This is a genomic window from Azorhizobium doebereinerae UFLA1-100 (genome assembly GCF_000473085.1).
GTDB lineage: Bacteria > Pseudomonadota > Alphaproteobacteria > Rhizobiales > Xanthobacteraceae > Azorhizobium > Azorhizobium doebereinerae.
In genome coordinates this window covers 38,924-64,318 of sequence record NZ_AXBA01000010.1, presented here as the reverse complement: position 1 = coordinate 64,318, position 25,395 = coordinate 38,924, and the positions used below count along the sequence as shown (strand labels likewise).

Sequence of the window (25,395 nt, the reverse complement as noted above, 5' to 3'; positions counted from 1 at the left end):
CCCCGGTAGGGCGGCCCTTCTTCAGCTCGCCGCGAACTTCAGCAGCTTGATGGCGTCGAAGTCCTGGATGCCGCCGCCCACCCTTTTGGTGGTGTAGAACAGCACGTAGGGCTTGGCGGAATAGGGATCGCGCAGCACCCGCACCCCGGCCCGGTCCACCACCAGATAGCCGCGGCGGAAATCGCCGAAGGCGATGGGGAAGGCGCCGTCCGCCACGTCGGGCATGGCCTCGGCCTCCTGCACCGGAAAGCCCAGCAGGCTGGCCGGCTGCCCGGCCACCGCCGGCGGCGCCCAGAGATAGGCGCCGGAGGCATCCTTCAATTTGCGCACCGCCGCCTGGGTGCGGCGGTTCATCACGAAGCCGGCGTTCTGCCGGTAGCCGCCCTTCAGCGCGTAGACCAGATCCAGCAGTACGTCGGAGGCATTGGCGGCGGGAAAGGCCCCGGCCGCGCCGGTGGCGACATAGCCGGTCTTGCCCCAGCTCCAGGCGCTCTCCGCCGCCTTGGGATAGCTCAGGAAGCCGGTGGGCTTGGCGATGCCGTCGCCGCTGACGAAGGCGGTGCCCTCCTGCTCGGCGAAGGCGCTGTCCACTTCGCCGGCGATCCACTCCTCGATGTTCACCTGCCCGTCGTCCAGCAGCGCCTGGGTGGCGGCGGGCATGGCATAGAGCTCCATGGCCGGGAACGACAGCTCGGCCAGCACCGGGCTGTCGGTCTGCGGCCGCGCGGCGGTCTCCGCCGCCCAGCCCACCGCCGGGCCGGAGGTCATGAACGGCTTGCGATAGGTGCCGGCGCCGATGGTGCGCACCGTGGCCAGCGCCCGGATCGGCGACAGCGCGAGGAGGCGCCGGCCGATCTCCTGCTCGGTCTCATAGGGCACCAGATAGCCGCCGTCGGCGCCGGAGCCGGCGGACAGCGCCTTCGCCTCCAGCGCCTTCAGCCCGTCCGCCTCGCCATGGCGCGCATAGCTGAGGAAGGCCGCGCCATGTTCGCGGGCGCCGGCGCCCGGCAGGGGTCCGCCGCCCAGCGGCGGGCGCAGGGTCTTGGTCTCCACCCGGTCCATGCGGCCGGACATGGCCTCCATGGCCGCGTCGATGCGGGCGAGGCGATCGGTGGAGACCGGGTCGGCGGCACCGCGCCGCTCCAGGTCCGCGAGGCGGATCTCGTTGGCCTCCTTGTAGGTCTCGAACGTATGCATCAGCGTGTCGAGGGCCGAGCGGCTCTCGGGCACGGCCACCTTGGTTTCGGGCGCGGACAGAGACGAGGTCATGGCTGTTCCTGGGCTGGAGAAAGGGGAGGTTCAGACGAGGGCGAGGTGCGGCCGCAGCCGCGCCGCGGCGCGGGTGACGGCGGCGGCCGCCTGCCGGGTGGTGAGCGGCGCGGGCGGCGGCGCCGCTGGCAGCGCGAGGGCGTCCGGGCGGCGGATGCGCGCGCCGGGCTGCATGGGGAAGGTGACGATGGACACCTCCCACAGGTCGATGCGGGTGATGCGGCGGACGCGGGTGCGCGGATCGGTGCGCGCCTCCACCGCCTTGAAGCCGATGGACAGGCCATCGAGCGCGCCGGCGGCGATGAGCGCCGCCGCCTCCCGCGCCCGCGCCACGTCGAGCGTGAGCCGGCCTTCCACCTTGAGGCCGAGGGCATCCTCGGCGAGGCGCGCCCACACGCCGATGGGCTCGGCCGGATCGTGCTGGTAGAGCAGCCGGACGCCGGCCGCGCCGCGCCGGGCCAGCGTGTCGGCGAAGGCGCCGGGGGCGATGGCGTCGCGGCCCAGGTCCACCTGGTCGAACAGGCAGGCATAGCCCTCGAAGGCGGCCATGGGCACCGCCTGCGGCGGCGGCAGGGACAGCGCCGCCATCACGGCGCCTTCCCGCCGGCGCGGGGCTTGCGGCGCTTGGCCTTCTCCAGGCGCTCCAGCGTGGCGACGAAATCGCGGAACACGCCGCCGGAGGGCGGCGCGGGCTGGCGCGCGGGACCGGGCGTCAGCGCCCGGATGCGCGGCGCCGGCGCCTTGACGAGAAAGGGGGCTCGCATGGCTGGGACGTCTCCTGGTGGGGAATGGATGCGGCGGGGGTGGCGCGTGCGTGCCCGCGCTGCGCGCGGCCCTTCCTGCGGAGGAGGACGGCACGGGCACATCCGCGCTGCGCGCGGCCCCCACCCCGGCCCTCCCCCGCAAGCGGGAGAGGGAGCGGCGGCGCGCCGGCGGGAGGCGGTTCGCCTCATGCCCGCCAGCGGCACCCGCAACGCCCACCCCCGCGCGCCATACCCCCTCCCCCCTTGCGGGGGAGGGTTGGGGAGGGGGGTGAAACCGCTAGGGAAGAACGCGCCGCTGGCGAAGACGAACACGCGAGCGCCGGCAAAGAGCCGCGCCGGACTGCCCGCATCGGGCACGAACGGAGAGCGCGTCACCCCCCTCCCTGCCCTCCCCCGCAAGGGGGGAGGTGCCCCCGCTTGTTCTGAGCGGGAGCACAGGCGGACGGAGACGCTGTCCGACAGCCCGAGCCCGCGTGCCGAAAAGGCCCTCTGCCGCGCGGGAAGGGGAGCCGGAACTGAGCCCGCGCGCCGGAAAAGCCCTCTCCCGCTTGCGGGGGAGGGTTGGGTGGGGGCCGCCGCAGGCGGAATGACCTTCTGCTCAAGATAACGGCGCCGCCCGCGCGCCCGCTCACTCCTCGCCGTGGCGAGCGTTGAAGCGGGCCAGCTCGCGCACGAAATCGTCCATGCGCTGGTGCGCGCGGGTGAGCGCGCCCACCGCCGCCAGCGCCACGCCGGAGGCGCTCACCGCCCAGGCCACCAGGGCCAGATGGGCGAGGTCGCCGCGCTCGGCGAAGACGCGGATCACGCTGTCCATGCGGCGCCCTCCCCGGGCTAGATCGAACAATGGGTCGGCCGGTCGGCCGGTCAGGAGCCGGCGGGGCCGTAGCCCACCGCCGCGCGCTTCTCCGCGTCGGAAAGGAAGCCGGCGGCGCCGATGCGGCTCCACAGTTCGGTGCGCTCGGCGGCGAGCGCCTCCACCTGGTCGAGGTCCGGCACCAAGGCGAGGCCGCCGCCATAGGCCGGCGCCAGCCAGGCGCTGAGCGCCGCCGCCACGCGCTTGACCAGGGGCAGCACGCTCTGGCGCCACAGCACCCGGTTGGCCTCGGCATAATTGGCATAGGTGTTGTCGCCGGGGATGCCCAGCAGCATGGGCGGCACGCCCAGCGCCAAAGCGATCTCCCGCGCCGCGCCGTCGCGCGCCGCCTCGAAATCCATGTCCTTGGGGCTGAGGCCGAGCGGCTTCCAGTCGAGCCCGCCCTCCAGCAGCATGGGCCGCCCGGCGTTGGCCGCGCCCTGGAAGCTCGCCTCCAGCTCGCCCTTCAGCCGCTCGAACTGGTCCTCCGAGAGGCTGCCGGTGCCGCCGTAGATCAGCGCGCCGGAGGGCCGCGCCGCATTGTCCAGCAGCGCCTTGTTCCAGGCCCCCGCCGCATTGTGCAGGTCGAGCGCCTGGGCGGCGGCCTCCAGCGGGGCGAAGCCGTAGAGGTCATCCAGCGGGTTGAACAAGGCGAGGTGCAGGATGGGCGGCACTTCGGCGCCGGGCAGCAGGCTGTCCTGTGGGATGCGCAGGGTGCGCCCGTCCAGCGTATAGTCGAACGCCTCCGGCCAGCCGCTCGGGCCGGGCACCACGCGCATGCGGTCCGGCCGCAAGGCGTGCAGCTCGCGCACCGCGCCGCCCGCCGCCACCGCCTCCACATAGGCGTTGCCGGCCACCAGCAGGTGGCCGTAGACCGCCTCCAGCAAGTCCGCCCCCACCGCGCGCGGATTGGGCCGGGCCAGGAGGTCCAGCAGCGGGTGGGCGTCGATCTCGCGCGGGCCGTCCATCAGGAGCAGCGGCACGCTGGCGGCGGCTTCCGCGATCAGCCGCACCGCGCGATAGGCCACCGCGTTGCGGGCGAAGCCCTCGCGGGCGAGGCCGGCATAATCGCGCGGCGTCCAGCGCGCCCGCCCGGTGGTGAGCAGCGCGACCAGCGCCGCCGTGCGGCTCGCCTTGGCCTCGGCGGGCCGGGGGCGCAAAGCGTTGAGGACGGATGCGAGCATGGACGGCTCCGATCGGCGGCTGGGACGGGGATGGGGTGGGAGCGGCGGCGGGGACGATGGCGGGCGTCCACCCTGCGCTTGCGCTCATTGATCTTTTATTCAACATGCGGGCAGGCGTCGGGCCGCGCCTCCCGCGCGGGCGGCGGAGGGAGCGTGTGGGTCGTCGGCGCCAAGCGACGACGTGGGAGGCCGCCGGCCGAGGACGCGGGCCTGCCCCGCCGGACGGCATAGCCCTTTCCGGCCGGCGCGTGCGGCGCAGCACGGTGCCTTCGCACCCGCACAGCGACCCCGTTGACGCCCCAACCTCTCATCTCTAGTCCTATAGATGACCAATCAACTGGCGAATGCCTGATGACCGCTGACGACCAGCTCGACGCGCTGCTGCCCGACACCGGGGACGCCCGCCTGCCGCTCTACCAGCGGCTGCGCGACGCCATGATCGGCCGCATCGTCGCCGGCGACTGGGCGCCGGGCACGGCGATCCCCGCCGAGGCTGAGATCGCCCGCGCCAACGGCGTCGCGGTGGGCACCGTGCGCAAGGCGCTCGACACGCTGGTCGCCGAGGGCGTGCTGGACAAGGTGCAGGGGCGCGGCACCTTCGTGCGCCGCCCCTCGCTGGACCGCTCGCTGTTCCGCTTCTTCCGCGCCGAGGACGCCAGCGGCGCGCGCACCCTGCCGGAGGGCCGGATCCTCGCCCGCAAGGTGGCGCCCTGCCCCGCCGAACCCGCCGCCGCGCTGGGCCTTGCCCCGCGCACGCCGGCGCTGCGCATCGACCGCCTGCGCCTCATCGACGGCACGCCGGTGTTCGCCGAGGAAATCTGGCTGCCGCGCGAACGCTTCGCGCCGCTGGAGGAGCTCGCGCTCACCGGCTTCGGCGACCTGCTCTATCCGCTCTACGAACGCCTGTGCGGCGAGGTGGTGGCGCTCGCCGACGAGACCCTCACCGTCGATCTAGCCACCGCCGCCGATGCGCGCCTGCTCGATATCGCCAAGGGCGCGCCGGTGGTGGTGGTGGACCGCATCGCCCGCGGCTTCGACCGCCACGCCATCGAATGGCGCCGCTCGCGCGGGCCGGCGGACCGCTTCCGCTACCGCATCGAAATCCGCTGAGCGGCATCGCCGCACCTTATCCGCCGCATCTCAACCCATATCGCCGCAAGCGGCCGCAAGAGCCGCGCGACGCCGGGAGGACACGCCATGTTCAGTTGGTTCCGGGACATCACCCCGCCCGAGCGCAAGACGTTCTGGGCCTGCTTCGGCGGCTGGGCGCTCGACGCGCTCGACGTGCAATTGTTCTCGCTGGTCATCCCCACCCTGCTCGGCCTCTGGCACATCAGCAAGGCGGATGCCGGCCTCATCACCTCCACCACGCTCATCGCCTCGGCGGTGGGCGGCTGGGTGGGCGGGGCGATCTCCGACCGCATCGGCCGGGTGCGCGCCCTGCAACTGATGATCCTGTGGTTCGCCCTCGCCACCTTCCTCTCCGCCTTCGCCCAGGACTATTCCCAGCTCCTGGTGCTCAAAGCCTTGCAGGGGCTCGGCTTCGGCGGCGAATGGGCGGCCGGCGTGGCGCTGATGAGCGAGGCCATCCGCCCCGCCCACCGCGGCAAGGCGCTCGGCACGGTGCAGAGCGCCTGGGCGGTCGGCTGGGGCGCCGCCGTGCTCATGCAGACCGCGATCTATTCCTTCGTGCCGCCGGAGATCGCCTGGCGCGTGCTGTTCGGCATCGGCCTGCTGCCGGCGCTGCTGGTCATCTTCGTGCGCCGCCACGTGCCCGAGCCCGAGGCCTCCCCGGCCCGTGCCCCGCGCGCCGCCGGCCAGAGCCGCACGCCGCTGCTCGGCATCTTCTCGCCCGACGTGCTGCGGGTGACGCTGGTCGGCCTGCTGCTCGGCACCGGCGCGCACGGCGGCTATTATGCCGTCACCAGCTGGCTGCCCACCTATCTGAAGACCGAGCGCCACCTCTCCACGCTGGGCACCGGCGGCTATCTGGCGGTGATCATCATCGCCTTCTTCTGCGGCTGCATCGCCGCCGCGCACCTGCTCGACCGCATCGGCCGGCGGCGCACGGTGGGGCTGTTCGCGGTGTCCTGCGTCATCGTCGTGCTGGCCTATGTGTTCCTGCCGTTCGGCGACACCGCCATGCTGCTGCTCGGCTTTCCGCTGGGCTTCTGCTCGGCCGGCATCCCGGCCAGCATGGGCGCGCTGTTCTCCGAACTCTATCCCGGCGGCATTCGCGGCACCGGGGTGGGCTTCTGCTACAATGCCGGGCGCATCGTCTCGGCGATCTTCCCCTTCCTGGTGGGCCATATGAGCGAAACCATCCCGCTGGGCGCCGCCATCGGCATCGACGCCGCAGTGGCCTACGGCCTCGTGGTGGTGGCGGTCCTCCTGCTGCCCGAAACCAAGGCGGTGCGGCTCGATGCGGCGCCGGCCGCCGCGCCCTCCACCATGCCCGGCCTTGCCGCGCGCGCCGGCGAATGACGCCGCAACCGGGACGGAAACGGCACGGATGAGCGACGACATGCACTGCGGCGGGCGCGCGGGCGCCCCCCGCCCGCCGGCGCGGGCCACCGGCGGTCCCGCCGCCTCCGGCCCCATCACCGGGTGCCGCGCCATCGACAGCCACGCCCACGTGTTCCGCCGCGGCCTGCCGCCGAGCCCGGATGCCCGCTACGTGCCGGCCTATGACGCCGTGCCCGAGGCCCATGCCGCCATGCTGGCGGCGCACGGGCTCTGCGGCGGCGTGCTGGTGCAGCCGAGTTTCCTCGGCACCGACAACAGCTATCTCCTCGCCGCCCTCGCCGCCGACCGGCCGCTCCGGCGCGGCATCGCCGTGGTGCCGCCCGACTGCCCGCAGGACGAGATGCGCGCGCTGGCCGCCCAGGGCATCGCCGGCCTGCGGCTCAACCTCGTCGGCCGGCCCGACCCGGACCTCGCGGCGCCCGGCTGGCGCGACTTCCTCGCCCGTGCCGCGCGCTGCGGCTTCCAGGTCGAGGTGCAGGCGCCGGCGGCGCGGCTGCCGCGCCTGCTCGCCGGGCTGCTGGCCAGCGACGTGCCCGCCGTGGTGGTCGATCATTTCGGCCTGCCGACGCGCGATCTCGGCGCCGCCGATCCGGGCTTCCAGGGCCTCATGGACCTGGCGGCGCACGAGCCGCGCCTGTTCCTGAAGCTGTCCGCGCCCTACCGCCTGGACGGCGGCGACCCGCTGCCCCTGGCCCAGGCCGCGCGCGCCGCCTTCGGCGCCGGGCGGCTGATGTTCGGCACGGACTGGCCGCATACCCAGCACGAGGCCGGGGCCGACACCGCCGACCTGCTGGCGCTGCTGGCGCGGGTGTTTCCGGCGGCGGAGCTGCGGCAGGTGCTGCTGGACACCCCCGCGCGCCTGTTCGGCTTCACCCTGCCGCAGATGGCCGAGCCGGCCTGACGGCGCGATCCCGCGCCGTCGGCGCGCGCTAGAACCGCCGCACGCGCGGCACCGGGGCCTTCGGGCCCAGCGCCAGATGGGTGATGGCCCATACCAGAGCGTCGAGCCGGTCCGGCGAGCGGCCGGAGGAGAGGCCGTCCGGGCCGAAGTCGCACATCTCGTCCTCCAGCGCGGCGAAGGCGCCGGCATGGCGCACGCGGCCCTGCTCGTAGAGCGCGGCCACCGGCTCGGCGCGCAGGTATTTGCCGCGCGTCGCCCGCACGCTGACCACCGGCACGCCGGCATCCACCTCGGCCAGCACGGCGCGCACCATCTCCCCGCCCTGGTTCACCTCCGCCACCACCGCGTCGGCCTCGCGGGCGCGGTAGAGGGCGATGGCGCGCGCCGCCCATTGGGCCGGGCGCAGGCCGGCGGCGCTGTCGTCGGCCAGCACGTGCAGCGCGCCGGCGGGGTCGATACCGGCGGCGACGATGCCGCAGGCATCCGCCCCGGCGCGGGAGGAGGCGGGCGGGTCCACCGCCACCACCACGCGGGCGAGCGGCGGCGCCTCGGCCTCGCGCGCCGCTTCCAGCGCGGCGCGGGACCACAAAGCGTCGGGGCGGTCGTCGATGATCTCGCCGTCCAGCTCCTGCCGGCCGAGCCGGGTGCCGCCATAGCGGCCGAGCACGGTGTCCAGGAAAGCGGGGGCGAGGTGGAAGGCGTTCTGCGCCGTGCGCGCGCGGCTGACCGCCGTGGCGGGGTCGGCCAGCAGGCGGCGCAGCAGCGCGCTGGGACGCGGCGTCGTCGTCACCATCTGGCGCGGCCGCGCGCCGAGGCGCAGGCCGAATTGCAGCATGTCGAACGTGGCCTCGCCCCGGCGCCACTTGGCCAGCTCGTCGAGCCAGGCGGCCTCGAACTGCGGGCCGCGCAGGCTCTCGGGGTCCTCGGCCGAGAAGCCCTGCGCCACCGCGCCATTGGGCCAGACCAGGCGGCGCCGGGTCGGCTCGAAGGTGGGGCGCTCAGAGGCGGGGTGGATGGCGAGCAGGCCGGAGACGCCCTCCACCATCACCTCGCGCACGTCGCTCATGGTCTCGGCGACGAGCGCGATGCGGCCCACCGGCCGGTCGGCGAAAGGCGGGCGCCCCAGCGCCAGCCCGCGCACCCATTCCGCCCCCGCCCGCGTCTTGCCCGCCCCGCGCCCGCCCAGCACCAGCCAGGTGGTCCAGGGCCGGCCGTCGGCGGCGGCGGCGGGCGGCAATTGGTCGGGCCGCGCCCATAGCTCCCAGTCGCTGAGCAGATGCTCGGCGGTGCCCTCGTCGATGGCGGCGAGGAAGGCCTTGGCCTTGCGCGGATCGCCCATCAGGGCGGCGAGCGCGGCGCGGATCTCCGCCGCCACGGGGGCCGCAGCGGCGGCGGCACGGCCTCTCGGCTGTCGCATGGGCGCTCCTGCGGTGGAGGGGGCGGGAACGAAGCCGGCACGCCCACGGCGCGCCGATTCGGACGGGGTTTGATCGCGGGTTGTTCCTAGGGGATGGGACATGTGTGCCGGTTCGGGACAGGCGGGCGGCACGGCCGCCGCGCTGCCGCGCGGCCCCCACCCCGGCCCTCCCCGCAAGCGGGAGAGGGAGCGGCCGGGCGCGGGCGAAATCCGATCGCCATCCCCGGCGGCGGGGCGCCGCGTCTCAGCCCGGCGCGGGTGGTTCCGCCGGCGCCGGGCCCTCGGCCGCGCCCTCGCCCCGCTCCGCCTTGACCCCGGCCCGCAGGCGCTCCAGGCGGCGGGCGAGCTCGGCGCGGAAGGCGGACGGGTCGCGGGCGACGGCGGCCTTGCCGTCGGCGCGCTCGCGGCGGGCGGCGGCGTCGAGCGCGGAGAGGTCGCGCATCACCCGGGCGAGCACCGCCAGGGCGCGGGCGTCGCGCTCGCTGTCGCGCGGCGGCGGGGCGTCCGCGTCCGCGCGCCCCTCGCCGCGCGCGGCGTCGAGGCGGGCCTCGATCTCGGCGATCTGGCCCTCGGCCGCCTTCCACAGGCGGCCCATGAGGCGGCGGCGCGCCACCGCGCCCGGCGGGCGGGCGAGGTCGGCGCGGCGGCGGCGGGTGGTGGGCTCGGGGGCGAGGCGGCCGGGCCGCTTCGGCGCGCCGGCCTCGCGGTCCAGCCAATAATAGATCTGGCGGGTCGACAGGCCGGTCTCGGCCGAGATCGCCTTGACGGGGACGCCCTGCGCATAGAGCGCGCGGGCACGGGCCGCCGTCTCCGGCGACGTGCGCTCGATCATGGGTGCGATCCGCTGTGCGAGGGAAGGACGCGCCGGAGCCCGCGCCCGCCCCGCCGAGGCGGGGCCGCGCGGACAGCAAAAAGGCGCCGCGAGCGGCGCCTCAGCTACAATTCCGGAGCATGGGGAAATCATGCCCGTGCAGCGTCACGCTGTCAAGGCATATTTTCCTAGGATCGTATCCCCAGATCACGCCTTCTGCGGCGCATGGGACTGCCGGCGGGCCGCCAGCAGGGCATCGAGCCGGGCGCGGGCGCGCAGATGGGAGATGGCGGTCACGTTCTCCGCCTGCACGCAGCCGCGCCGAAGCTGATAGGCCGTGTTCCAGTGACAGCCGCACTTCATGCAGTAGGCGGTGCGATCATCGAAGTGATGATCCGCCTCCATCATGATCTTGCTGGCCTGCATGAAGGTCGCCATGTCCGCCGTTCTCCCCGCGCATCAGGCGGTTTCTATGTTCTTGTCCTAGAGCAACAGGATTGCGCGTGGCTGACAACTTGGAAAAACTCCAGACTGGGATGATAAGTCGACCAAAGCAATCGCCCCCTTGCGCCCGCTCCCGATGCCGTGGCATTAAATGATACATTATATCATTTATGGAAGCGCGCCATGCCCGTCACCCGCAACCACCCGCCCCAGAACCGCCTGCCCGACAGCCGCCTGCCCGTCACCGTCCTCTCCGGCTTCCTGGGCGCGGGCAAGACCACCCTGCTCAACCACGTGCTGGCCAATCGCGAGGGCCGCCGGGTGGCGGTCATCGTCAACGACATGTCGGAGGTGAATATCGACGCGGAACTGGTGCGCGCCGGCGGCGGCGATCTCTCGCGCACCCAGGAGACGCTGGTGGAGATGACCAACGGCTGCATCTGCTGCACCCTGCGCGACGACCTGCTGTCCGAGGTCAAGCGCCTCGCCGCCGAGGGGCGGTTCGATGCCCTGGTCATCGAGAGCACCGGCATCGCCGAGCCGCTTCCCGTCGCCGCCACCTTCGAGTTCCGCGACGAGGAGGGCTTCTCGCTGTCCGACATCGCCCGGCTGGACAGCATGGTGACGGTGGTGGATGCCGCCAACCTCCTGAAGGACTACGCCTCCACCGATTTCCTGCGCGACCGGGGCGAGAGCCTGGGCGAGGAAGACCAGCGCACCATTGTCGATCTGATGGTGGACCAGATTGAATTCGCCGACGCCATCGTGCTGAACAAGGTCTCCACCACCGATCCGGAAAAGCTCAGGCTCGCCCGCGCGGTCATCAGGGGCCTGAACCCCGACGCCAGGCTCATCGAAGCGGACTTCGGCCGGGTGCCGCTCGGCGAGATGCTGGGCACACACCGCTTCGATTTCGAGGCCGCCCACGCCCATCCGCTCTGGTTCAAGGAGCTGAACGGCTTCGCCGACCATGTGCCGGAGACCGAGGAATACGGCGTGACCAGCTTCGTCTACCGCGCCCGGCGGCCGTTCCATCCGCAGAAATTCTCCGCCTTCCTGCGCCGCACCTGGCCGGGGCTGATCCGCGCCAAGGGCCTGTTCTGGCTGGCCACCCGCGATGCCCATGTGGGCGAGATGAGCCTTGCCGGCGCGCTCTGCCGCACCGAGGCGCTGGGCTATTGGTGGGCGGCGGTGCCCCAGGCGCGCTGGCCGCAGGACGCCGAATGGCGCCTGGAGCTCAAGCGCCACTGGACCGCCTTCTATGGCGACCGGCGGCAGGAACTGGTGTTCATCGGCATGCGGCAAGGTGGAAGCGGTCTGGACGAGGCCGCCATCCGCGCGGCGCTGGACGACTGCCTGACCGGCCCCACCGACCCGGCGGCGCTGGACTTCGCCACCCTCGCCCACCTGCCGGACCCGTTCCCGGCCTGGGGCCGTCCGGGAGAGAGCGCCTGACGGCGGGTCTCCCCGTGCGGCGGGCCGGTCAGAAGCGCACCGAGAGCGTCCCCTTCAGCGCATTGTCCTGCGTGTTCGAGGCGATCTGGCCCAGGTAGGACACACCAAAACGGAACCGTTCGCCGGCCACCGCGTCGAGGCCGACGCCCACCAGCAGGCTGTCGGCGGCGATCGGCGCGCCGGCGACGGCGAACGGCAGGCTGCCGGCGGCGAATTGCGCCGAGACCACCGGCAGGCCGGAGCCGAACCCGTGCTGCCAGCCGGCGAGCCCGTGCAGGTCCAGCGTCGCGCCGCCGGGGCCGGTGGGCAGCAGGGTCGCTGCGCGCAGGCCGAGCTGCGTGGCGGTGGAATCCAGCGCGCCCGAGGCGATCGACAGCGCGGCCGCGCCGCCCGTCTCGGTCACCGCATCGGTGGAGACGCGGGTGTAGGACAGGCCGGCGAACGGCTCCAGCCGCGCGGCGCCCACGGGCGTGACGCCGAGGTCGAGGCCGTAGCCCAGCTCGGCGAAGGCCTGGGCGGTGGCGGCGGCATAGCCGGAGGACAGGGCCTCGGCGAAGCCGCTGAACGCGACCGTCCGGGCCATCGCCAGATCGTGCCAGCCATAGGCCGCGCCCAGGCGCAGCATCAGGCTGCCCGGCCCCGGCGCGGCCAGCCGCCCGCCCAGGTAGAGCGCGAGGTCGTAATTGTCGCTGGTGCCGCTGGAGGCCCGCGCGCCGGTGTCGAACCGGCTCTGGCTGAAGCCGCCGGCGAGGCCCGCCCGCCAGTCGTTGGAGAGCGGGGCGTCGAGGCCGATGAGGAAGCCGCCGATGGAGCGGCTGTCGCCGGCGGCATTGCCGTTGGCCGTCGCCTGCCCCCAGCCGCCATAGGCTTCGGCCCACAGCGTGAGCGGCAGGCCGGGCACTAGCGTCACGGCCTGGGCGGCATCGACGCCGTTGGCGCCCGGCGCGTCGAAGGCCTGCCGCAGCCGCCCCAGCACGCCGTCGCGCACATAGAAAGCCTGGTCCAGGAGGATGCTCTGGACGCTGGCATAGGCCTCGCCGGACAGCAGGTCATAGGCGGCGGCCGCGGCGGCGGCGTTGAGGCCGAGCAGCGCGTCGAACACGGCGGACTGCGCCGGGAGGCTGTCGAGGCCGCCGCCCGTCGCCCGCTCGTTGGCGGTCGCGCCCGCCGCCGCGAAGGGCACCGCGCTGCGCACCATGTTGAGCGTCAGCCCGCTGCCGGTCGCCGTCGTGGTGGCCGCGAGGAAGGGATAGAGGGCGGACAGCGTGCCGAAGGCCGGGGCCGAGACACGGAAGGTGCCGCTGACCCCGCCGCCGGCCGACAGGATCTGGTAGGCGCCGAGGTGCGGCTCGTAGCTCGCCGCCGGCTTGATGAGCAGGGTGGCGTTGTCCAGCGCGATGGTGCCCGTGGCGGTGATCAGGTCGCTGACCCCGCGCGCGCCCAGCTCGGCCTCGTAGACCGCGCCGGAGCGCAGCGCCACGTCGCCCAGCACCGTCAGCCGGCCGACCGAATGCCCCGGCGCCACGGTGCCGTCGTTGGTCAGGGTCCCGGTGATGGTGCCGCCGCCGGTCAGGGTGCCGGTGTTGACGACGTTGCCCACCACCTGGCCGTCATTGCTGAATTGGCCGGCGTTCGTCACGGTGCCGGTGATGGTCCCGGTGTTCGAGAGGGTGCCGCTGTTGCCGACGGTGCCGGTGATGGAGCCGACGCTGACCAGCGTGCCGCTGTTGGTGACATTGCCCACCACGCTGCCGTTGTTCAGGAAGGTGCCGGCATTGGTCACGGTGCCGGTCAGCGTCGCCCAGCTGTCGGCCGAGGCGCCCGCCGCGATGGCCAGCGGCGCGGTCACGTTGCCGAGGAAGCTGGCGTTGCCGCCGGTCACCGCCACCCCGGCGGGCAGGGTGAGCGTGCTGGCGAAGGAGACGCTGCCGGGGCCGGCGAGGATCAGGTTGCCGGTGCCGCTCACCGCGCCGGACAGGGAGGCGCTGCCGGCTTCCGTGACCGTGGTCGCGCTCATCACATAGATCGGCAGGTTGGTGAGGAAGTTGGTCGGCAGCGCCAGCGTGCCGGCGGTGAACAGATAGGGCGTGAAGGCGGTGCCCGCCGTGCCCGGCGCCGTGGCCTGGAAGCCGGCGAACCCGCCCACCGCGTCGAACAGCAGGTTGAACTGCGCCAGCGGGGTAATGCCGGTGTTGAGCCCGCCGATGTCGCCCACCCGCGACACCGGCGGGGCGGCGCTGTTGTTGTCGCTGGCGCCGACCGTATAGGAATAGCCGATATAGCTGCCGGGGCCGATGGAGACGCTGACGCTGGTGCCGTCCTGGGCGCAGCTGAAGGCCTGGCCGTGATAGGTGCAGCTCGCCGCCGCCACCCCGCCCAGGCTGCCCCACAGATAGGTGATGCCGGTATCCACCAGCACCGGGAGGCTCGACGTCGTGGTGCTGCCGGCATAGCTCACCACCACGGTGCCCGTCGGCGTCTGCCAGTTGGCGTAGCCGTGCGCGTCGGTGGTCGGCAGCAGCTGGATGAAGGCATAGCCGGCGCCGGCATTGCTGCTGGTCAGGCCCGCCTGGATGCCGTCCTTGGTGACGATGTAGCCGGCGCGGACCGTCTGGTCCGACATGCCCTGGAGGTTGAGCAGCGGGTTGGACGACAGCGGCGCGGGATAATTGGTCCAGCCGGTGTCCGGGCGGCCGTAGCCGATGCCCATCATCAGGTAGCAGGAATTGTTCGCGGTGGCGCAGCTCTCGCCGTTCGCGGTGGCCTCGACGAACACCGGCACCACGGCGGTCGCCACCTGCCCGCTGCCGTTGGAGCTGCCCGGAAAGGTCACCGGCAGCGTCGCCCACACCCCGGTCGCCGAATTGCCGCTGGAGGAATAGGAGATGGTTCCGGGGGTTCCCGCGGGCAGGTAGCCCAGCAGGGACTGCGGGATGACGATGCCCTGCGAGCCGGTGTCCACCTGGAGCACCGTGGCCTGGCCGCCGATGGTCGCCGCCACCCGCAGCACCGCCCCGGTGCCGCCGAACACCGGCGCCGACACATAGGGAATGGTGAAGGAGGTGGTGTAGCCGGAATAGAGGCTCCAGCCGGGGCTGGTCTGCGCCTCGGCCCCGAGCGGCACGGCCGCGCCCGCCAGAACACCCCACAGCGCCGGGACCAGCCCCCGCCGCACGCCGCCTCGCGGCCGCGACCAGCCACCCGCACCCATGTTAGCCCCCACCCGCACAGTGCCGTAGAGTGCTACCAAATCCGGAAGCGCACGGCCAGGGCCCGTGGGGGGCGGGAATGGGCGTGGCGAGGGGTGGGCGTGAGGGCGGGCCGGGTCGGCCCCGCCGCCGGGCTCAGTCGGGGGCGTCGGTGGCCTCGTTGACGGCGGCGGCCAGGCTCCGGCGGCGGCGATGGCCGGAGATGTCGGCGCCGGCGTCGTGCGGCAGGCGGGCGTTCCAGAAGGTAGCGGCCATGGCGATGGTGGTCACGGTGACGAAGGCCACCGAGAAATCCGCCAGCCCGGCGACGCTCCGCCCGTTGGCTTCCATGGACAGCTGGAGGGCGAGGCCGGCGACGCAGATGCCCATGGACAGCATGAGCTGCTGGAAGGTGGTGTAGAAGCTCGACGCCGCGCTCATGCGGGCGGCGGGGACTTCGTCGTATGCCACGGTGTTGTAAGCGGTGAACTGCAGGGACATGAAGAAGCCGGCGCCGATCAGCAGCATGTAGAGCGCCCAGTCCGGCCAGGACGGGCGCATCAGCGCGCACAGCGCATAGGTGGCGGTGCAGATGATGCCGTTGACCAGCAGCGTGTTGCGAAAACCGAACCGCCGCAACACCTTGGGGGCGACGCCCTTCATCAGCAGCGAGCCCACGGCGGTGGACAGGGTGATCATCCCGGCCTGCGCCGCGCTCATGCCGAAGCCGAGCTGGAGCATGAGGGGAATGAGGAAGGGCTGGGCCCCCTGGGTGATCCGGGTGATATTGCCGCCGATCACCGAGAGACGGAAAGTCTCTATGCGCATCAAGGACATATCCAGGATCGGCTGGCCCCCGGCGGCGGCCAGGCTGCGGGCGTGGCGCAGGTAGGCGAACCCGCTCAGCAGCCCCGCCGCCATCAGCCCGTAGGTCACCCGGGCATCCCCCTCCCCGCGGCTCGACAGCTCGAAGGCGAACAGCAGCCCGCCCAGGGAAATGCCTGACAGAACAAGGCCCAGGCCATCGAACCGGCCCGGCCGCTCGGCCCGGCTGTCGGCGATGAACAGGCTGACCAGCACCAGCCCCAGCACGCCGATCGGCACGTTGATGTAGAAGATCCAGCGCCAGTCCAGATAGGTGACGAGAAAGCCCCCCACCGGCGGCCCGACCATCGGCCCGATCATCGCCGGCACCAGCAGCCAGGACATGGCCGAGACGAGGTCCGACTTGCTGGTGGAGCGCAGCAGCACCAAGCGCCCGACCGGGATCATCATCGCCCCGCCCATGCCCTGGAGCAGCCGCGCCAGCACCAGGAAGCCGAGGCTCTCGGCCTGGGCGCACAGCAGCGAGCCGAGGGTGAAGACCGCGATGGCGGCGCGGAACACGGTGCGCGAGCCGAAACGGTCCGCCGCCCAGCCGCTGCCCGGGATGAACACCGCCAGCGACAGCAGGTAGGAGGTCAGCGCGATGCTCATGTGCGGCGCCGTCACCCCGAAGTCCCGCGCCATGGCCGGCAGCGCGGTGGACAGGACGGTGGCGTCCAGTTGCTCCATGAACATGGCGCTGGCCACGATCAGCGCGATCGCCCGATAGCCCGGCTGCACGCGCGGTCCGCCCCTCCTGCGAGGCAACGGCTGGGGCGGTCCGCCGGCATCGGCGCCGGACGGCAGGGATTCATGCGGGGAAGGCATCAGGGACTCGTCGGGAACCGCCGTCCGTGCGGACGGCTGGAAACAGATGCGGACCGAGGGTCGTCGCGCATCGTCTAGTCCTTGATCGGCCGGTGGAAAAGCGCGGAATGCGCATGGCTTCCCCGAGAGCCCCGAACGGAGCGGGCGGCAGTTCCGGCAGTTGGAACCCGCCCGGCGGGAGCGGCACCCGCCTCAGGCGCGCTTGGAGGCCCGGGGCTTGGCCCGCGGATCCGTCGGCGCCTTCGCGGCCGGCGCCTTCGCGGCCGCCTTGGCTCCGCGCGGCCAGCGCATGGGCCAGGACACCACGTGCGCCACCAGTTCCATCAGCCCGAACGCATCCTCAGGCCCCGCCGTGCGGCCGGAGATGGCGACGCCGGCGGCCCGGACGGTGGCCGGGTCGCCGGACACCAGCGGGTGCCACCACGGCAGGTCCCGCCCCTCGTCCAGTAGACGGTAGGCGCAGGTGGGCGGCAGCCAGCCGAGGCTCGCCACCGCCTCGGGGGTCAGGCGCACGCAGTCGGGCACCTGCGCCTGCCGGTTGGGATAGTCCGTGCAGCGGCAGGTCTCGCCGTCCAGCAGGCGGCAGCCGATGTCCGTATAGGCGATCTCGCCGGTATCCTCGTCCTCCAGCTTGACGAGGCAGCAGCGTCCGCACCCGTCGCACAGGCTCTCCCATTGCGCGGTGGACATGCGCGCCAGCGGGGTGGTGCGCCAGAAGGGAAGGTCGGCCATGCGCCTTGCTAGCGGATCGCCGGGGCGAAATGAAGGGCATGTTCGGACGCTGCCGAACACCTCGCCCGAACGCGCCCGGCACGCTATAGACAGAATGGACATGCCCCGCGCCGTTTTCCCGCCGCAGGGACATGCCAGAGCTTAGCGCCGTGAGGACACGGCCCAGGGACACGGTTCGGCTGCGGTGAGCGACGGCGAGCATTCCTCCTTCCGGACACGGCTGCGCAACGCGCTGCTGGACCTGGATTCGCGCGTCGACAGCGGACTGTTCCGGCTAGGCGAGTTCACCCGCCGGTCGGCGGCGAACTATTCCGCCTTCATGGAGCGCTTCTCGCTCGGCGGCATTCCGCGCTTCCTCGTGGGCATGGCCTCGGAAGGCTTCACTTTGGGCTCGGCCGGCGCCGTGGTGCTGCTGGCCCTCGCCCTGCCCGCCTTCCAGGAAACCTCCGACGACTGGCTGAAGCGCACCGAGCTCGCGGTCACCTTCCTCGACCGCTACGGCAACACGCTGGGCGAGCGCGGCGTGAAGCAGAACGACACGGTGCCGCTGGAGGACTTCCCGGACACCCTCATCAAGGCGACGCTGGCCACCGAGGACCGGCGCTTCTATGAGCATTTCGGCATCGACGTCGCCGGCACATTCCGCGCCCTGGTGACCAATGCCCGGGCCGGCGGGGTGCGCCAGGGCGGCTCTTCGCTCTCCCAGCAGCTCGCCAAGAACCTGTTCCTGTCCAACGAGCGCACCATCGAGCGCAAGATCAAGGAAGCCTTCCTCGCGCTCTGGCTGGAAAGCCGCCTGACCAAGAGCCAGATCCTCAAGCTCTATCTCGACCGCGCCTATCTGGGCGGTGGCGCCTATGGGGTGGACGCGGCGGCGCGCTATTATTTCGGCAAGTCGGTGCGCGAGGTGAATCTGGCCGAGAGCGCCATGCTGGCCGGCCTGTTCAAGGCGCCGACCAAGTTCGCGCCGCACATCAATCTGCCCGCCGCCCGCGCCCGCGCCTCCACGGTGCTCGACAATCTGGTGGATGCGGGCTTCATGACCGAGGGCCAGGTGTTCGGCGCCCGGCGCAATCCCGCCACCCCCATCGACCGGCGCGACCAGGCGGTGCCGGACTATTATCTCGACTATGCCTTCTCCGAGGTGCGCAAGTTCGTGGACACGCTGCCGAAAAGCGTGAACGAGCGCAGCTTCGTGGTGCGCACCGGGCTCGATCCCAACATCCAGGCGGTGGCGGAAGCCGCCCTCGACCAGTCGCTGCGCGAATATGGCAAGGACTACAAGGTCAACCAGGGCGCCATCGTGGTGATGGAGCCGAACGGTACCGTGCGCGCGATGGTCGGCGGGCGGGACTATGGGGAGAGCCAGTTCAACCGCGCCACCGACGCGCTGCGCCAGCCCGGCTCGTCCTTCAAGCCCTTCGTCTATACCACCGCGCTGCTGGGCGGCTTCAAGCCTACGACCATCGTGGTGGACGCGCCTTATTGCAACGGCAACTGGTGCCCGCAGAATTACGGCCGCAGCTACATGGGCTCGATCCCGCTCATCACCGCACTCCAGCATTCGCTGAACACGGTGGCGGTGCGCCTGGGCGACAAGTTCGGCCGCAACAACATCATCGACCTCGCCCACAAGATGGGCATCAATTCGGAACTGAAGACCTCCCCGGCCCTGCCGCTCGGCGCGGCCGAGGTGACGCTGATCGACATGGCCACCGCCTATTCGGTATTCGCCAACGGCGGCCGCAGCGTCTATCCCCACGCCATGGTGGAGATGCGCATCGGCGACGGCGAGGTGCTCTGGCGGTTCGACCGCGACGCCCCCAAGCCCAAACAGATCCTGCCGCCGAACATCATCGACGAAATCAACCCGATGCTGAACAACGTGATCGAGAACGGCACCGGGCGCCGGGCGCGGCTGGAGAACATCAAGGTGGCGGGCAAGACCGGCACCACCAACGCCTATCGCGATGCGTGGTTCATGGGCTTCACCGGCAATTACGTGGGCGGCGTGTGGTTCGGCAATGACGACTACCAGTCCATGAACAAGATGACCGGCGGCACCCTGCCCGCCATGACTTGGCAGAAGGTGATGGCCTATGCCCACCAGGGCATCGAGCTGAAGTTCATCCCCGGCGTCGGCAACGTGCCCGCGCCCAAGCTGGACGAGCCGCCCGCGGCCATCGAGGTGCCGGGCCTGGAGGCCAACCAGCGCCCCGTCACCCTGTCCCCCAAGGCGGCGGCCGACCTGATGCGCCTCGAACGCCTGTTCAAGGAAGCGCCCCCGCTGCCGATCCGCCCCGCCGGCCCCACCGCCTCGGCGGAGCCCGCCGGCCGGACCAACTGACCCATCGAGACGAAAGCCCCGTGCGCGCCCTCCCCCTTGCCATGACCTTCCTTGCCGCCACCGCCATCGGGCTGGGGGCCACCTGGCTGGCCGTGACCAAGTCGCGGGGCATGGACCTGGTGCGCGCCGGCGCCTGGGAAGGCTGGCCGCGCTCGGGCACGACGCAGGCCGATCCCTATGCCCGGGCCTTCATCTCGCGCTCCGGAGAGCTGCCGCTGGAACTGGCCGACGGCCTCCTGTTCCTGGCGCGCGAGGACAGTTCCGGCCACCCGCTCGACGGGCGCTGCGACATCCGCATCGTCGGCCGGCTGCCGCAGGCGCGGCTGTGGACGCTGTCGGTGACCGACGGCAAGGGCAACCTCATCGACAACGAGGCGCAGCGCCACGGCTTCACCTCGTCCGAGCCGGTCTATACCTCGGCCGGCGACGTCAACGTGGTGCTCAGCCCCCGCGCCCACGCCGGAAACTGGGTGCCCACGGGCGCGCGCTCCCGCGTGCAGGTGGCGCTCCGGCTCTATGACGCCCCCTTCAGCTTCGCCTCCGGCGTAGTGGACGGCTCGATCCTTCCGCGCATCACCACGGAGCGCTGCCCATGAGCCTGCCCGGCGACCGCTCCGCCTTCCGTCCCTCCGCCCCGTTCGCCTCCTTGCGCGGGGGGCTGCCGAACGTCTGGCGCTGGCGGCTGCCGACGCAGGCGGCGCGCCCGTCCGTGCTGCTGGTCCTGGCGATTGTCCTGGTGTTGGCGGCGCTGGTGCACCTCGTCTCGATCCTGGCCATGCCGATGCTGGCGGACCGCACCGCCTTCCGCCGCCTGGCGGCCGACCGGCCGATGAACGAACTGGTGCTGCTGCCAGACGCGACCGCCGCGGGAGGGGCGCTGCCCATGCTCGACCCGGCGTTCGTGAATGCGGTGTGCCTGTACGACCTCGCCAAGCAACCGCTGAAGGTGCGCGTGCCGGCGACGGCCGATTATACCTCGGTGTCGTTCTACACCGCGCGCGGCGTCGGCTTCTATGCCCTGAGCGACAAGGCCGCTGGGCGCGTCATCGAACTCGACCTCATGACCCAGGCGCAGAAGGCTGCGCTGCCCGAGGACGAGGAAATCACGGCCGCCGACCGTCTCGTGGTGGCTTCGCCGTCTGTGACCGGCATCGTGCTGGTGCGCGCCTTCTCGCGCGACCGGGACATGCGCGACGTCGTGCGGCGCCAGCTGGAAACGGCCACCTGCACGCCCTCTCCCACCTGACGCGTCAGCGCGCCCGGCGGCCGCCGCCGGAAAAGAACGGGCCCAGCGGACGGCGCGGCGCCTGCGGCACCGGCTGGGCGATGGCCGCAGGCTCGGCGTGACGCTCGATGCGCACCACCGGCAGGATGTAGATCTGAGCGCTCGTGCCGGTTTCCACCGGGGCCTTGGTACTGCGATGAACGGTCGGGAATGGAACCACGGTCGTCATGCCCTGTCCTCCAGAACGGGTTTGCATGAGTAACGTCGATCCAACCTGAAGGTTTCCTGAAGCTTGGCGGGAGCGTCAAATGGAGGGACTATGCAACCTCCAGCACATGCTCGCACCGCGCCACATCCGGATCAGGTTACCCCAACACCCCCTCCCAGCAGGGGACGGGCACCTGCCTTCAGGCGGCCACGGGCTGCTCGGCGAGCATGCGCACCACCCGCTCGCCGATGGCCAGCGAGGAGGTCAGGCCGGGGCTCTCGATGCCGAACAGCCCCACCAGCCCGTCGATGCCGTGCTCCTGTGGTCCCTGGATCAGGAAATCCGCCTGGGTGCCGCGTTCGGCCAGCTTCGGCCGCACGCCGGAATAGTCCGGCGTGAGGGAGCCGTCCGGCAGGCCCGGCCAGAAGCGCCGCACGGAGGCGTAGAAACTCTCGCCCCGGACCGGATCGACGGCGAAGTCCACCGCGTCCGGGTCCCCGGTTTCCAGCCATTCCACGTCCGGCCCGAAGCGCATGCGGCCGGCGAGATCCAGCGTCACATGGGTGCCGAGGCCGCCGTCGATGGGCGCGGGATAGATGAGGTGCTTGAACACCGGCTTGCCGGCATAGGAGAAATAGGAGCCCTTCGCCAGCACCAGCGGGTGAACCGGGGCGATGTCATAGCCGGCGATGCGCCCGGCCACCTTGTGGGTCCAGGGGCCGGCGGCCAGCACGAGGCTGCGGCAGGTGATCGCGAGCGGGCCGTCCGGCGTGTCCACCTCCAGCTCGAACCGGCCGGGCCGGGCCGTGCCGGCCCGCATGCCGTGGTTGAGCAGCACGGCGCCGCCGGCCGCCTCCACCTCGCCCTGGAGCGCCAGCATGTATCCGTGCGTATCGACGATGCCGGTCTCCTTCACGTGCAGCGCCGCCACCAGGTCCAGCGCCGGCTCCAGCGCGCGGGCGGCGGCGGCATCGATCAGCTCGGTATTCTCGACGCCGTTCTCCCGCGCCCGCACGGCGATGCCGGCGATCTTCTCCGCCTCGGCGTCCGAGGTCGCCACCACCAGCTTGCCGCACTTGCGGTGGGCGACGCCGTGGGTCTCGCAATAGCTGTAGAGCCGCCGCCGTCCCTCGACGCACAGCACGTGGCGGAGCGAGCCGGTGGGATAATAGACGCCGGAATGGATCACCTCGCTGTTGCGCGAGGAGATGCCGCTGCCGATGCGGGGCCCGGCTTCCAGCACATAGACCTCGCGCCCGTCGCGGGCCTGGGCCGCGGCGCACGCCAGCCCGACCACACCCGCCCCGACCACCACATGCTCGACTTCGATGACGTCCATGGACACGTTCCGGCCTGCCAGAAAAGCTGCGACGCGCGCACGCTAAAGCCCGGCGCGGCCGGAGGAAAGCGGCCGTCGCGACATAATGGCGGATATCGAACGAGCGCCGCGCCGACGGGCCGTGGACTATGCCTCGGCGAGGTCCAGGAAGCTGCGGCCCTGCTTGTCCTCGATCTCCACCAGCCAGAGATCGGGATCGAAGCGCATCTCCTTGACGATGCGCGCCTCCACGTCCGCCTCGGGCGCGCCGGGCGGCACGATCGCGCCGAACAGGCGGTCGACCGGATAGCTCTCGTCGATCTCGCTCTGCGGGGCCGGGCCAAAGAGCGCCGCCGTGCCGTCGAGCGGGGTCACCTTGACGAAGACCGCGCCGGCCTCCTCGGCCCCGCGCCGCCGGACCACCGCATAGGCCCCTTCCACCTGGCAGCGCCGCAGCAGGGCCGAGACGAAGATGGCGCTCTTGAGTCGCATCAGTCGATGGCCGTGCCGGAGACGGCGGCCAGTTCGCGCACCATGCGGTCGGAAATCTCGCCGTCCACCGGCAGGTTGCGGTCGCGCTCGAAGCGCTGCACCGCCTGCCGGGTCTCCGGCGACAGCCGCCCGGTCACTTTCAGCGGGCCATAGCCGAGCTTGGCCAGGGTCTTCTGCACCGCCAGCACGCGCGGCGAGGCCGGCACGTCGCCGGGCGGGCGGATGGCCCCGGTCACGTCGGCCGCGCCGCCGAGGCCGGCTGGCGGCACCGGGACGCCGCTGCGCCGAAGCTGGGCCAGCACGGCATCGCTCGCCTCGCCCGTCACGCGCAGGCGGGCGCTCTGCTCGAAGCTGCGGATGGCGGCCTCGGTCTTCGGGCCGGTCAGCCCGTCGGCGGGACCGTCATAGAGACCGCGCCGCGCCAGTTCCTTCTGCACCTCGGCCACCACCGGCTGGGGTTGGCGCGCCGCCGCCGGCGGCGTCGGCGCCGTCGCGTTCAGCAGGGCGGCGATGGATTGGGGCGGCGCCGCAGGCGGCGCGGCGGGCGCGGCCGGAGCCGGTGCCGGCGCAGGTGTCGTGGCGGCCACCGGCTGCGGGCGGGCGGCCTGGACCGGCGCCGGCGCGGGGCTGGCGGAGGGGGCCAGCGACAGCCTCGTGGAAATGGCCTCCGGCAGCACGAAGCCGAAGACGAAATTGGTCCGGTTGCCCTGCTGGAGGGCGAAGACGTTCACCAGCACGCCCACGGCGGCGGCGGCGAGCAGCGCCCCGGCCATGACGTCGAGCCGGCGCCGGCGGCGGACCGCGCGGGCGCCGTCCAGCGCCGCATAGGGGTTCGCCCCGGACAGGAACGCGCCCTCCTGCGCCGCGTCGGCCTCATAGCCGCGCGCGCTGCCGAGTTCGATCCTCATGCGATCTTACGCCCCTCGCCGCCGCGGCGGCCGCTGTCGTCTTCGGCGCCGGCGCGCGCGAACGGCGCGACCACGGTACCTGCGCGCTTGATGGGCAGGCTGATGGTGACGGTGGTGCCGCCGCCCACCGCGCTCGCCACGTCGAAGGCGCCGTCATGCAGTTGCACCAGCGCCCGCACCACGGCGAGGCCGAGGCCGCTGCCGCGCGCCCGGCGCTCGGCGTCGCCGGTCTGGAAGAAGGGCTCGCCCAGGCGTTCCACCTCGGCCGCCGACATGCCGGCGCCGGCATCGCGCACGCTGAGGCTGATGACGCCGTTCTGCGCCGAGACGTTGACTTCCACATGCCCGCCGTGATCGGAGAACTTCACCGCATTGGACAGCAGGTTCAGCGTCATCTGCCGCACCGCCCTCTTGTCGGCCATGGGCCGCGGCAGGCGCGCCGGCAGGATGCTGGAGACCTTGATGTTGCGGCGGGTGGCGTCGAGGCCGATCATCTCCACGCAGCCGTCCACCAGATGGGCCATGTCCAGCGGCTCGAACGACAGTTCATAGGCGCCCGCCTCCACCCGCGACAGGTCGAGGATGTCGTTCACCACGCCCAGCAGGTGCTGCCCGCTCTCGTGGATGATGCGGGCGTAGTCCTCCTTGCGGCGGGCATCGATGCGCTGCCCCGTGTCGGTGGCGAGCAGCTCGGAAAAGCCGAGGATGGTGTTGAGCGGCGTGCGCAGCTCATGGCTCATGGCGGCCAGGAAGCGGCTCTTGGCGTGGTTGGCCCGTTCCGCCTCGGTGCGCGCGTGATGGTCCGCCTCGACCCGGAGCTTCAGCGCATGGACGTCGCGCCAGCGCGCCCGCGCGCGGCCTTCGCCGGCCGGCAGGCAGCGCATCTCCATCCACACGAAATCCGGCGCCGCGCCTTCGGGCTCGCAGCGCAGGCGCACCTCGCAGACGCTCTCGGCCGGCGCGGCGCCGGCGGAGGCGGCGGACAGCGCCGCCAGGAAGGACGGGCGGTCCGGCACCAGGATGCGGTCGAACAGGCCCTGGCTGATCCAGGCCTCTTCCGGCAGGCGTGCGCGCACCGGATCGGCATGCTCGACGCCGATCACCTCGCCGCCGCGCCCGTGCAGCGTCACCAAGGCGAAATCCACGCTGAGCAGCGAGCGATCCAGCCGCTCCGCCGCCAGCGACAGGCCGGCGGCCACGGCGGCGAGCGCCGCGCTGATCAGCCCGCAGCCCAGCAGCCAGCCGCCTTCCGGCACGCCGGTCTCCGACAGGCCGAGGGCGGCCGCCAGCAGCAGGCCGCCGCCGGCCAGCGCGCACATGAAGGCCAGGGCGCCGAGGGCGGCGGCGCTGTGACGTCCCACGGCGGCAAGGTCGCGCATGGACGTCCGGCCGCGCGGCGCCGCCGCATCCTGCCGTGCATCCGGGCCGGCTTCTCCCTGCCGATGATCGCTCAAGACCCAGTCCATCTGCTCCACCGTGCGACCGGCGCGGAAGGCGCCCTGCATGTTCCTAAGGGGAGCTTGGCACGGAAGGCTTTAAGCGAACGCTAAGCGCGGCACCGGGTGCCGCGCCGCCGCCGGACTTGCCATCAGTGTTAACGATGTCTTGAAAAGAAGGGGTGCGCGGCCCCCCGCCGGACTGCCCCGCGCGCTCGCGTCTGG

General features: G+C 72.4%; 23 protein-coding genes. 7 read left to right on the top strand and 16 right to left on the bottom strand.

Features of this window, described 5'->3' with window-relative positions:
- Nucleotides 1-21: 21 nt before the first annotated feature.
- From YU1_RS0108510 to YU1_RS0108490, 5 genes are all read right to left on the bottom strand, one after another.
- On the bottom strand, nt 22-1,269 hold the full coding sequence (locus YU1_RS0108510) for a phage major capsid protein (protein ID WP_029003701.1): 1,248 nt from the start codon (nt 1,267-1,269) through the stop codon (nt 22-24).
- 30 nt (nt 1,270-1,299) lie between these two features.
- Nucleotides 1,300-1,857: an HK97 family phage prohead protease gene (locus tag YU1_RS28615; protein ID WP_156922010.1), complete on the bottom strand. Its 558-nt coding sequence runs from the start codon at nt 1,855-1,857 to the stop codon at nt 1,300-1,302.
- Complete coding sequence (locus YU1_RS33405) at nt 1,857-2,033, bottom strand: hypothetical protein (RefSeq protein ID WP_156922009.1); 177 nt, start codon at nt 2,031-2,033, stop codon at nt 1,857-1,859. Before YU1_RS33405 ends, YU1_RS28615 begins: the two co-directional genes overlap by 1 nt.
- Before the next feature lie 628 nt (nt 2,034-2,661).
- Nucleotides 2,662-2,847: a hypothetical protein gene (locus YU1_RS0108495; protein ID WP_029003700.1), complete on the bottom strand. Its 186-nt coding sequence runs from the start codon at nt 2,845-2,847 to the stop codon at nt 2,662-2,664.
- Nucleotides 2,848-2,897: 50 nt separating this feature from the next.
- Nucleotides 2,898-4,070 carry a phage portal protein gene (locus YU1_RS0108490; protein ID WP_035714533.1) on the bottom strand — a complete coding sequence of 391 codons (1,173 nt, stop codon included), beginning with the start codon at nt 4,068-4,070 and terminating at the stop codon, nt 2,898-2,900.
- A 351-nt stretch (nt 4,071-4,421) separates the two neighbouring features.
- Here YU1_RS0108490 and YU1_RS0108485 point away from each other — a divergent pair, with 351 nt between their 5' ends.
- The 3 genes from YU1_RS0108485 to YU1_RS28605 all read left to right on the top strand — a co-directional run bounded on the left by YU1_RS0108485 (nt 4,422) and on the right by YU1_RS28605 (nt 7,497).
- Complete coding sequence (locus tag YU1_RS0108485; RefSeq protein WP_051356647.1) at nt 4,422-5,180, top strand: GntR family transcriptional regulator; 759 nt, start codon at nt 4,422-4,424, stop codon at nt 5,178-5,180.
- An 87-nt stretch (nt 5,181-5,267) separates the two neighbouring features.
- Entirely contained in the window at nt 5,268-6,554 is a 1,287-nt protein-coding gene (locus YU1_RS28610) for an MFS transporter (RefSeq protein WP_051356646.1), read from the top strand.
- A 28-nt stretch (nt 6,555-6,582) separates the two neighbouring features.
- Complete coding sequence (locus tag YU1_RS28605; RefSeq protein ID WP_051356645.1) at nt 6,583-7,497, top strand: amidohydrolase family protein; 915 nt, start codon at nt 6,583-6,585, stop codon at nt 7,495-7,497.
- A gap of 28 nt (nt 7,498-7,525) precedes the next feature.
- On the opposite strand, the gene YU1_RS0108470 is transcribed toward YU1_RS28605, so the two are convergent.
- From YU1_RS0108470 to YU1_RS0108460, 3 genes are all read right to left on the bottom strand, one after another.
- Complete coding sequence (locus tag YU1_RS0108470) at nt 7,526-8,836, bottom strand: DNA-packaging protein (RefSeq protein ID WP_035714599.1); 1,311 nt, start codon at nt 8,834-8,836, stop codon at nt 7,526-7,528.
- Nucleotides 8,837-9,158: 322 nt separating this feature from the next.
- Nucleotides 9,159-9,746: a helix-turn-helix domain-containing protein gene (locus tag YU1_RS0108465; protein ID WP_029003696.1), complete on the bottom strand. Its 588-nt coding sequence runs from the start codon at nt 9,744-9,746 to the stop codon at nt 9,159-9,161.
- Between the two features lie 186 nt (nt 9,747-9,932).
- Entirely contained in the window at nt 9,933-10,163 is a 231-nt protein-coding gene (locus YU1_RS0108460; RefSeq protein ID WP_029003695.1) for a hypothetical protein, read from the bottom strand.
- Between the two features lie 189 nt (nt 10,164-10,352).
- Here YU1_RS0108460 and YU1_RS0108455 point away from each other — a divergent pair, with 189 nt between their 5' ends.
- Nucleotides 10,353-11,624: a GTP-binding protein gene (locus YU1_RS0108455; protein WP_198018869.1), complete on the top strand. Its 1,272-nt coding sequence runs from the start codon at nt 10,353-10,355 to the stop codon at nt 11,622-11,624.
- Between the two features lie 28 nt (nt 11,625-11,652).
- Here YU1_RS0108455 and YU1_RS0108450 read toward each other — a convergent pair whose 3' ends face one another.
- The 3 genes from YU1_RS0108450 to YU1_RS28600 form a co-directional block, all read right to left on the bottom strand.
- Complete coding sequence (locus YU1_RS0108450; protein ID WP_029003693.1) at nt 11,653-14,799, bottom strand: autotransporter outer membrane beta-barrel domain-containing protein; 3,147 nt, start codon at nt 14,797-14,799, stop codon at nt 11,653-11,655.
- Nucleotides 14,800-14,968: 169 nt separating this feature from the next.
- Complete coding sequence (locus tag YU1_RS0108445; RefSeq protein ID WP_280790705.1) at nt 14,969-16,417, bottom strand: MFS transporter; 1,449 nt, start codon at nt 16,415-16,417, stop codon at nt 14,969-14,971.
- Between the two features lie 279 nt (nt 16,418-16,696).
- Nucleotides 16,697-17,236, bottom strand: a complete 540-nt coding sequence (locus tag YU1_RS28600; protein WP_084539747.1) for a YcgN family cysteine cluster protein — start codon at nt 17,234-17,236, stop codon at nt 16,697-16,699.
- Nucleotides 17,237-17,420: 184 nt separating this feature from the next.
- Here YU1_RS28600 and YU1_RS28595 point away from each other — a divergent pair, with 184 nt between their 5' ends.
- The 3 genes from YU1_RS28595 to YU1_RS0108425 are packed head-to-tail and all read left to right on the top strand — an operon-like array spanning nt 17,421 to nt 20,829.
- On the top strand, nt 17,421-19,583 hold the full coding sequence (locus YU1_RS28595; protein WP_051356644.1) for a transglycosylase domain-containing protein: 2,163 nt from the start codon (nt 17,421-17,423) through the stop codon (nt 19,581-19,583).
- Between the two features lie 20 nt (nt 19,584-19,603).
- Nucleotides 19,604-20,179 (top strand): DUF1214 domain-containing protein, encoded by a 576-nt coding sequence (locus YU1_RS0108430; protein ID WP_029003691.1) that lies wholly within the window; start codon nt 19,604-19,606, stop codon nt 20,177-20,179.
- Entirely contained in the window at nt 20,176-20,829 is a 654-nt protein-coding gene (locus YU1_RS0108425; protein ID WP_084539746.1) for a DUF1254 domain-containing protein, read from the top strand. The genes YU1_RS0108430 and YU1_RS0108425 overlap by 4 nt, the downstream gene beginning before the upstream one ends.
- Before the next feature lie 4 nt (nt 20,830-20,833).
- Here YU1_RS0108425 and YU1_RS0108420 read toward each other — a convergent pair whose 3' ends face one another.
- From YU1_RS0108420 to YU1_RS31875, 5 genes are all read right to left on the bottom strand, one after another.
- The gene (locus YU1_RS0108420) at nt 20,834-21,037 is read right to left on the bottom strand and encodes a hypothetical protein (RefSeq protein ID WP_029003689.1); all 204 of its coding nucleotides are present in this window, start codon (nt 21,035-21,037) and stop codon (nt 20,834-20,836) included.
- 178 nt (nt 21,038-21,215) lie between these two features.
- Nucleotides 21,216-22,355, bottom strand: coding sequence for an NAD(P)/FAD-dependent oxidoreductase (locus tag YU1_RS0108415; protein WP_029003688.1), 1,140 nt, complete (start codon nt 22,353-22,355; stop codon nt 21,216-21,218).
- Nucleotides 22,356-22,481: 126 nt separating this feature from the next.
- Nucleotides 22,482-22,826, bottom strand: a complete 345-nt coding sequence (locus YU1_RS0108410; RefSeq protein WP_029003687.1) for a DUF1491 family protein — start codon at nt 22,824-22,826, stop codon at nt 22,482-22,484.
- Entirely contained in the window at nt 22,826-23,734 is a 909-nt protein-coding gene (locus tag YU1_RS31880; RefSeq protein WP_051356643.1) for a peptidoglycan-binding domain-containing protein, read from the bottom strand. Before YU1_RS31880 ends, YU1_RS0108410 begins: the two co-directional genes overlap by 1 nt.
- On the bottom strand, nt 23,731-25,188 hold the full coding sequence (locus YU1_RS31875; RefSeq protein WP_210163760.1) for a sensor histidine kinase: 1,458 nt from the start codon (nt 25,186-25,188) through the stop codon (nt 23,731-23,733). The genes YU1_RS31880 and YU1_RS31875 overlap by 4 nt, the downstream gene beginning before the upstream one ends.
- Between the last annotated feature and the right edge of the window lie 207 nt (nt 25,189-25,395).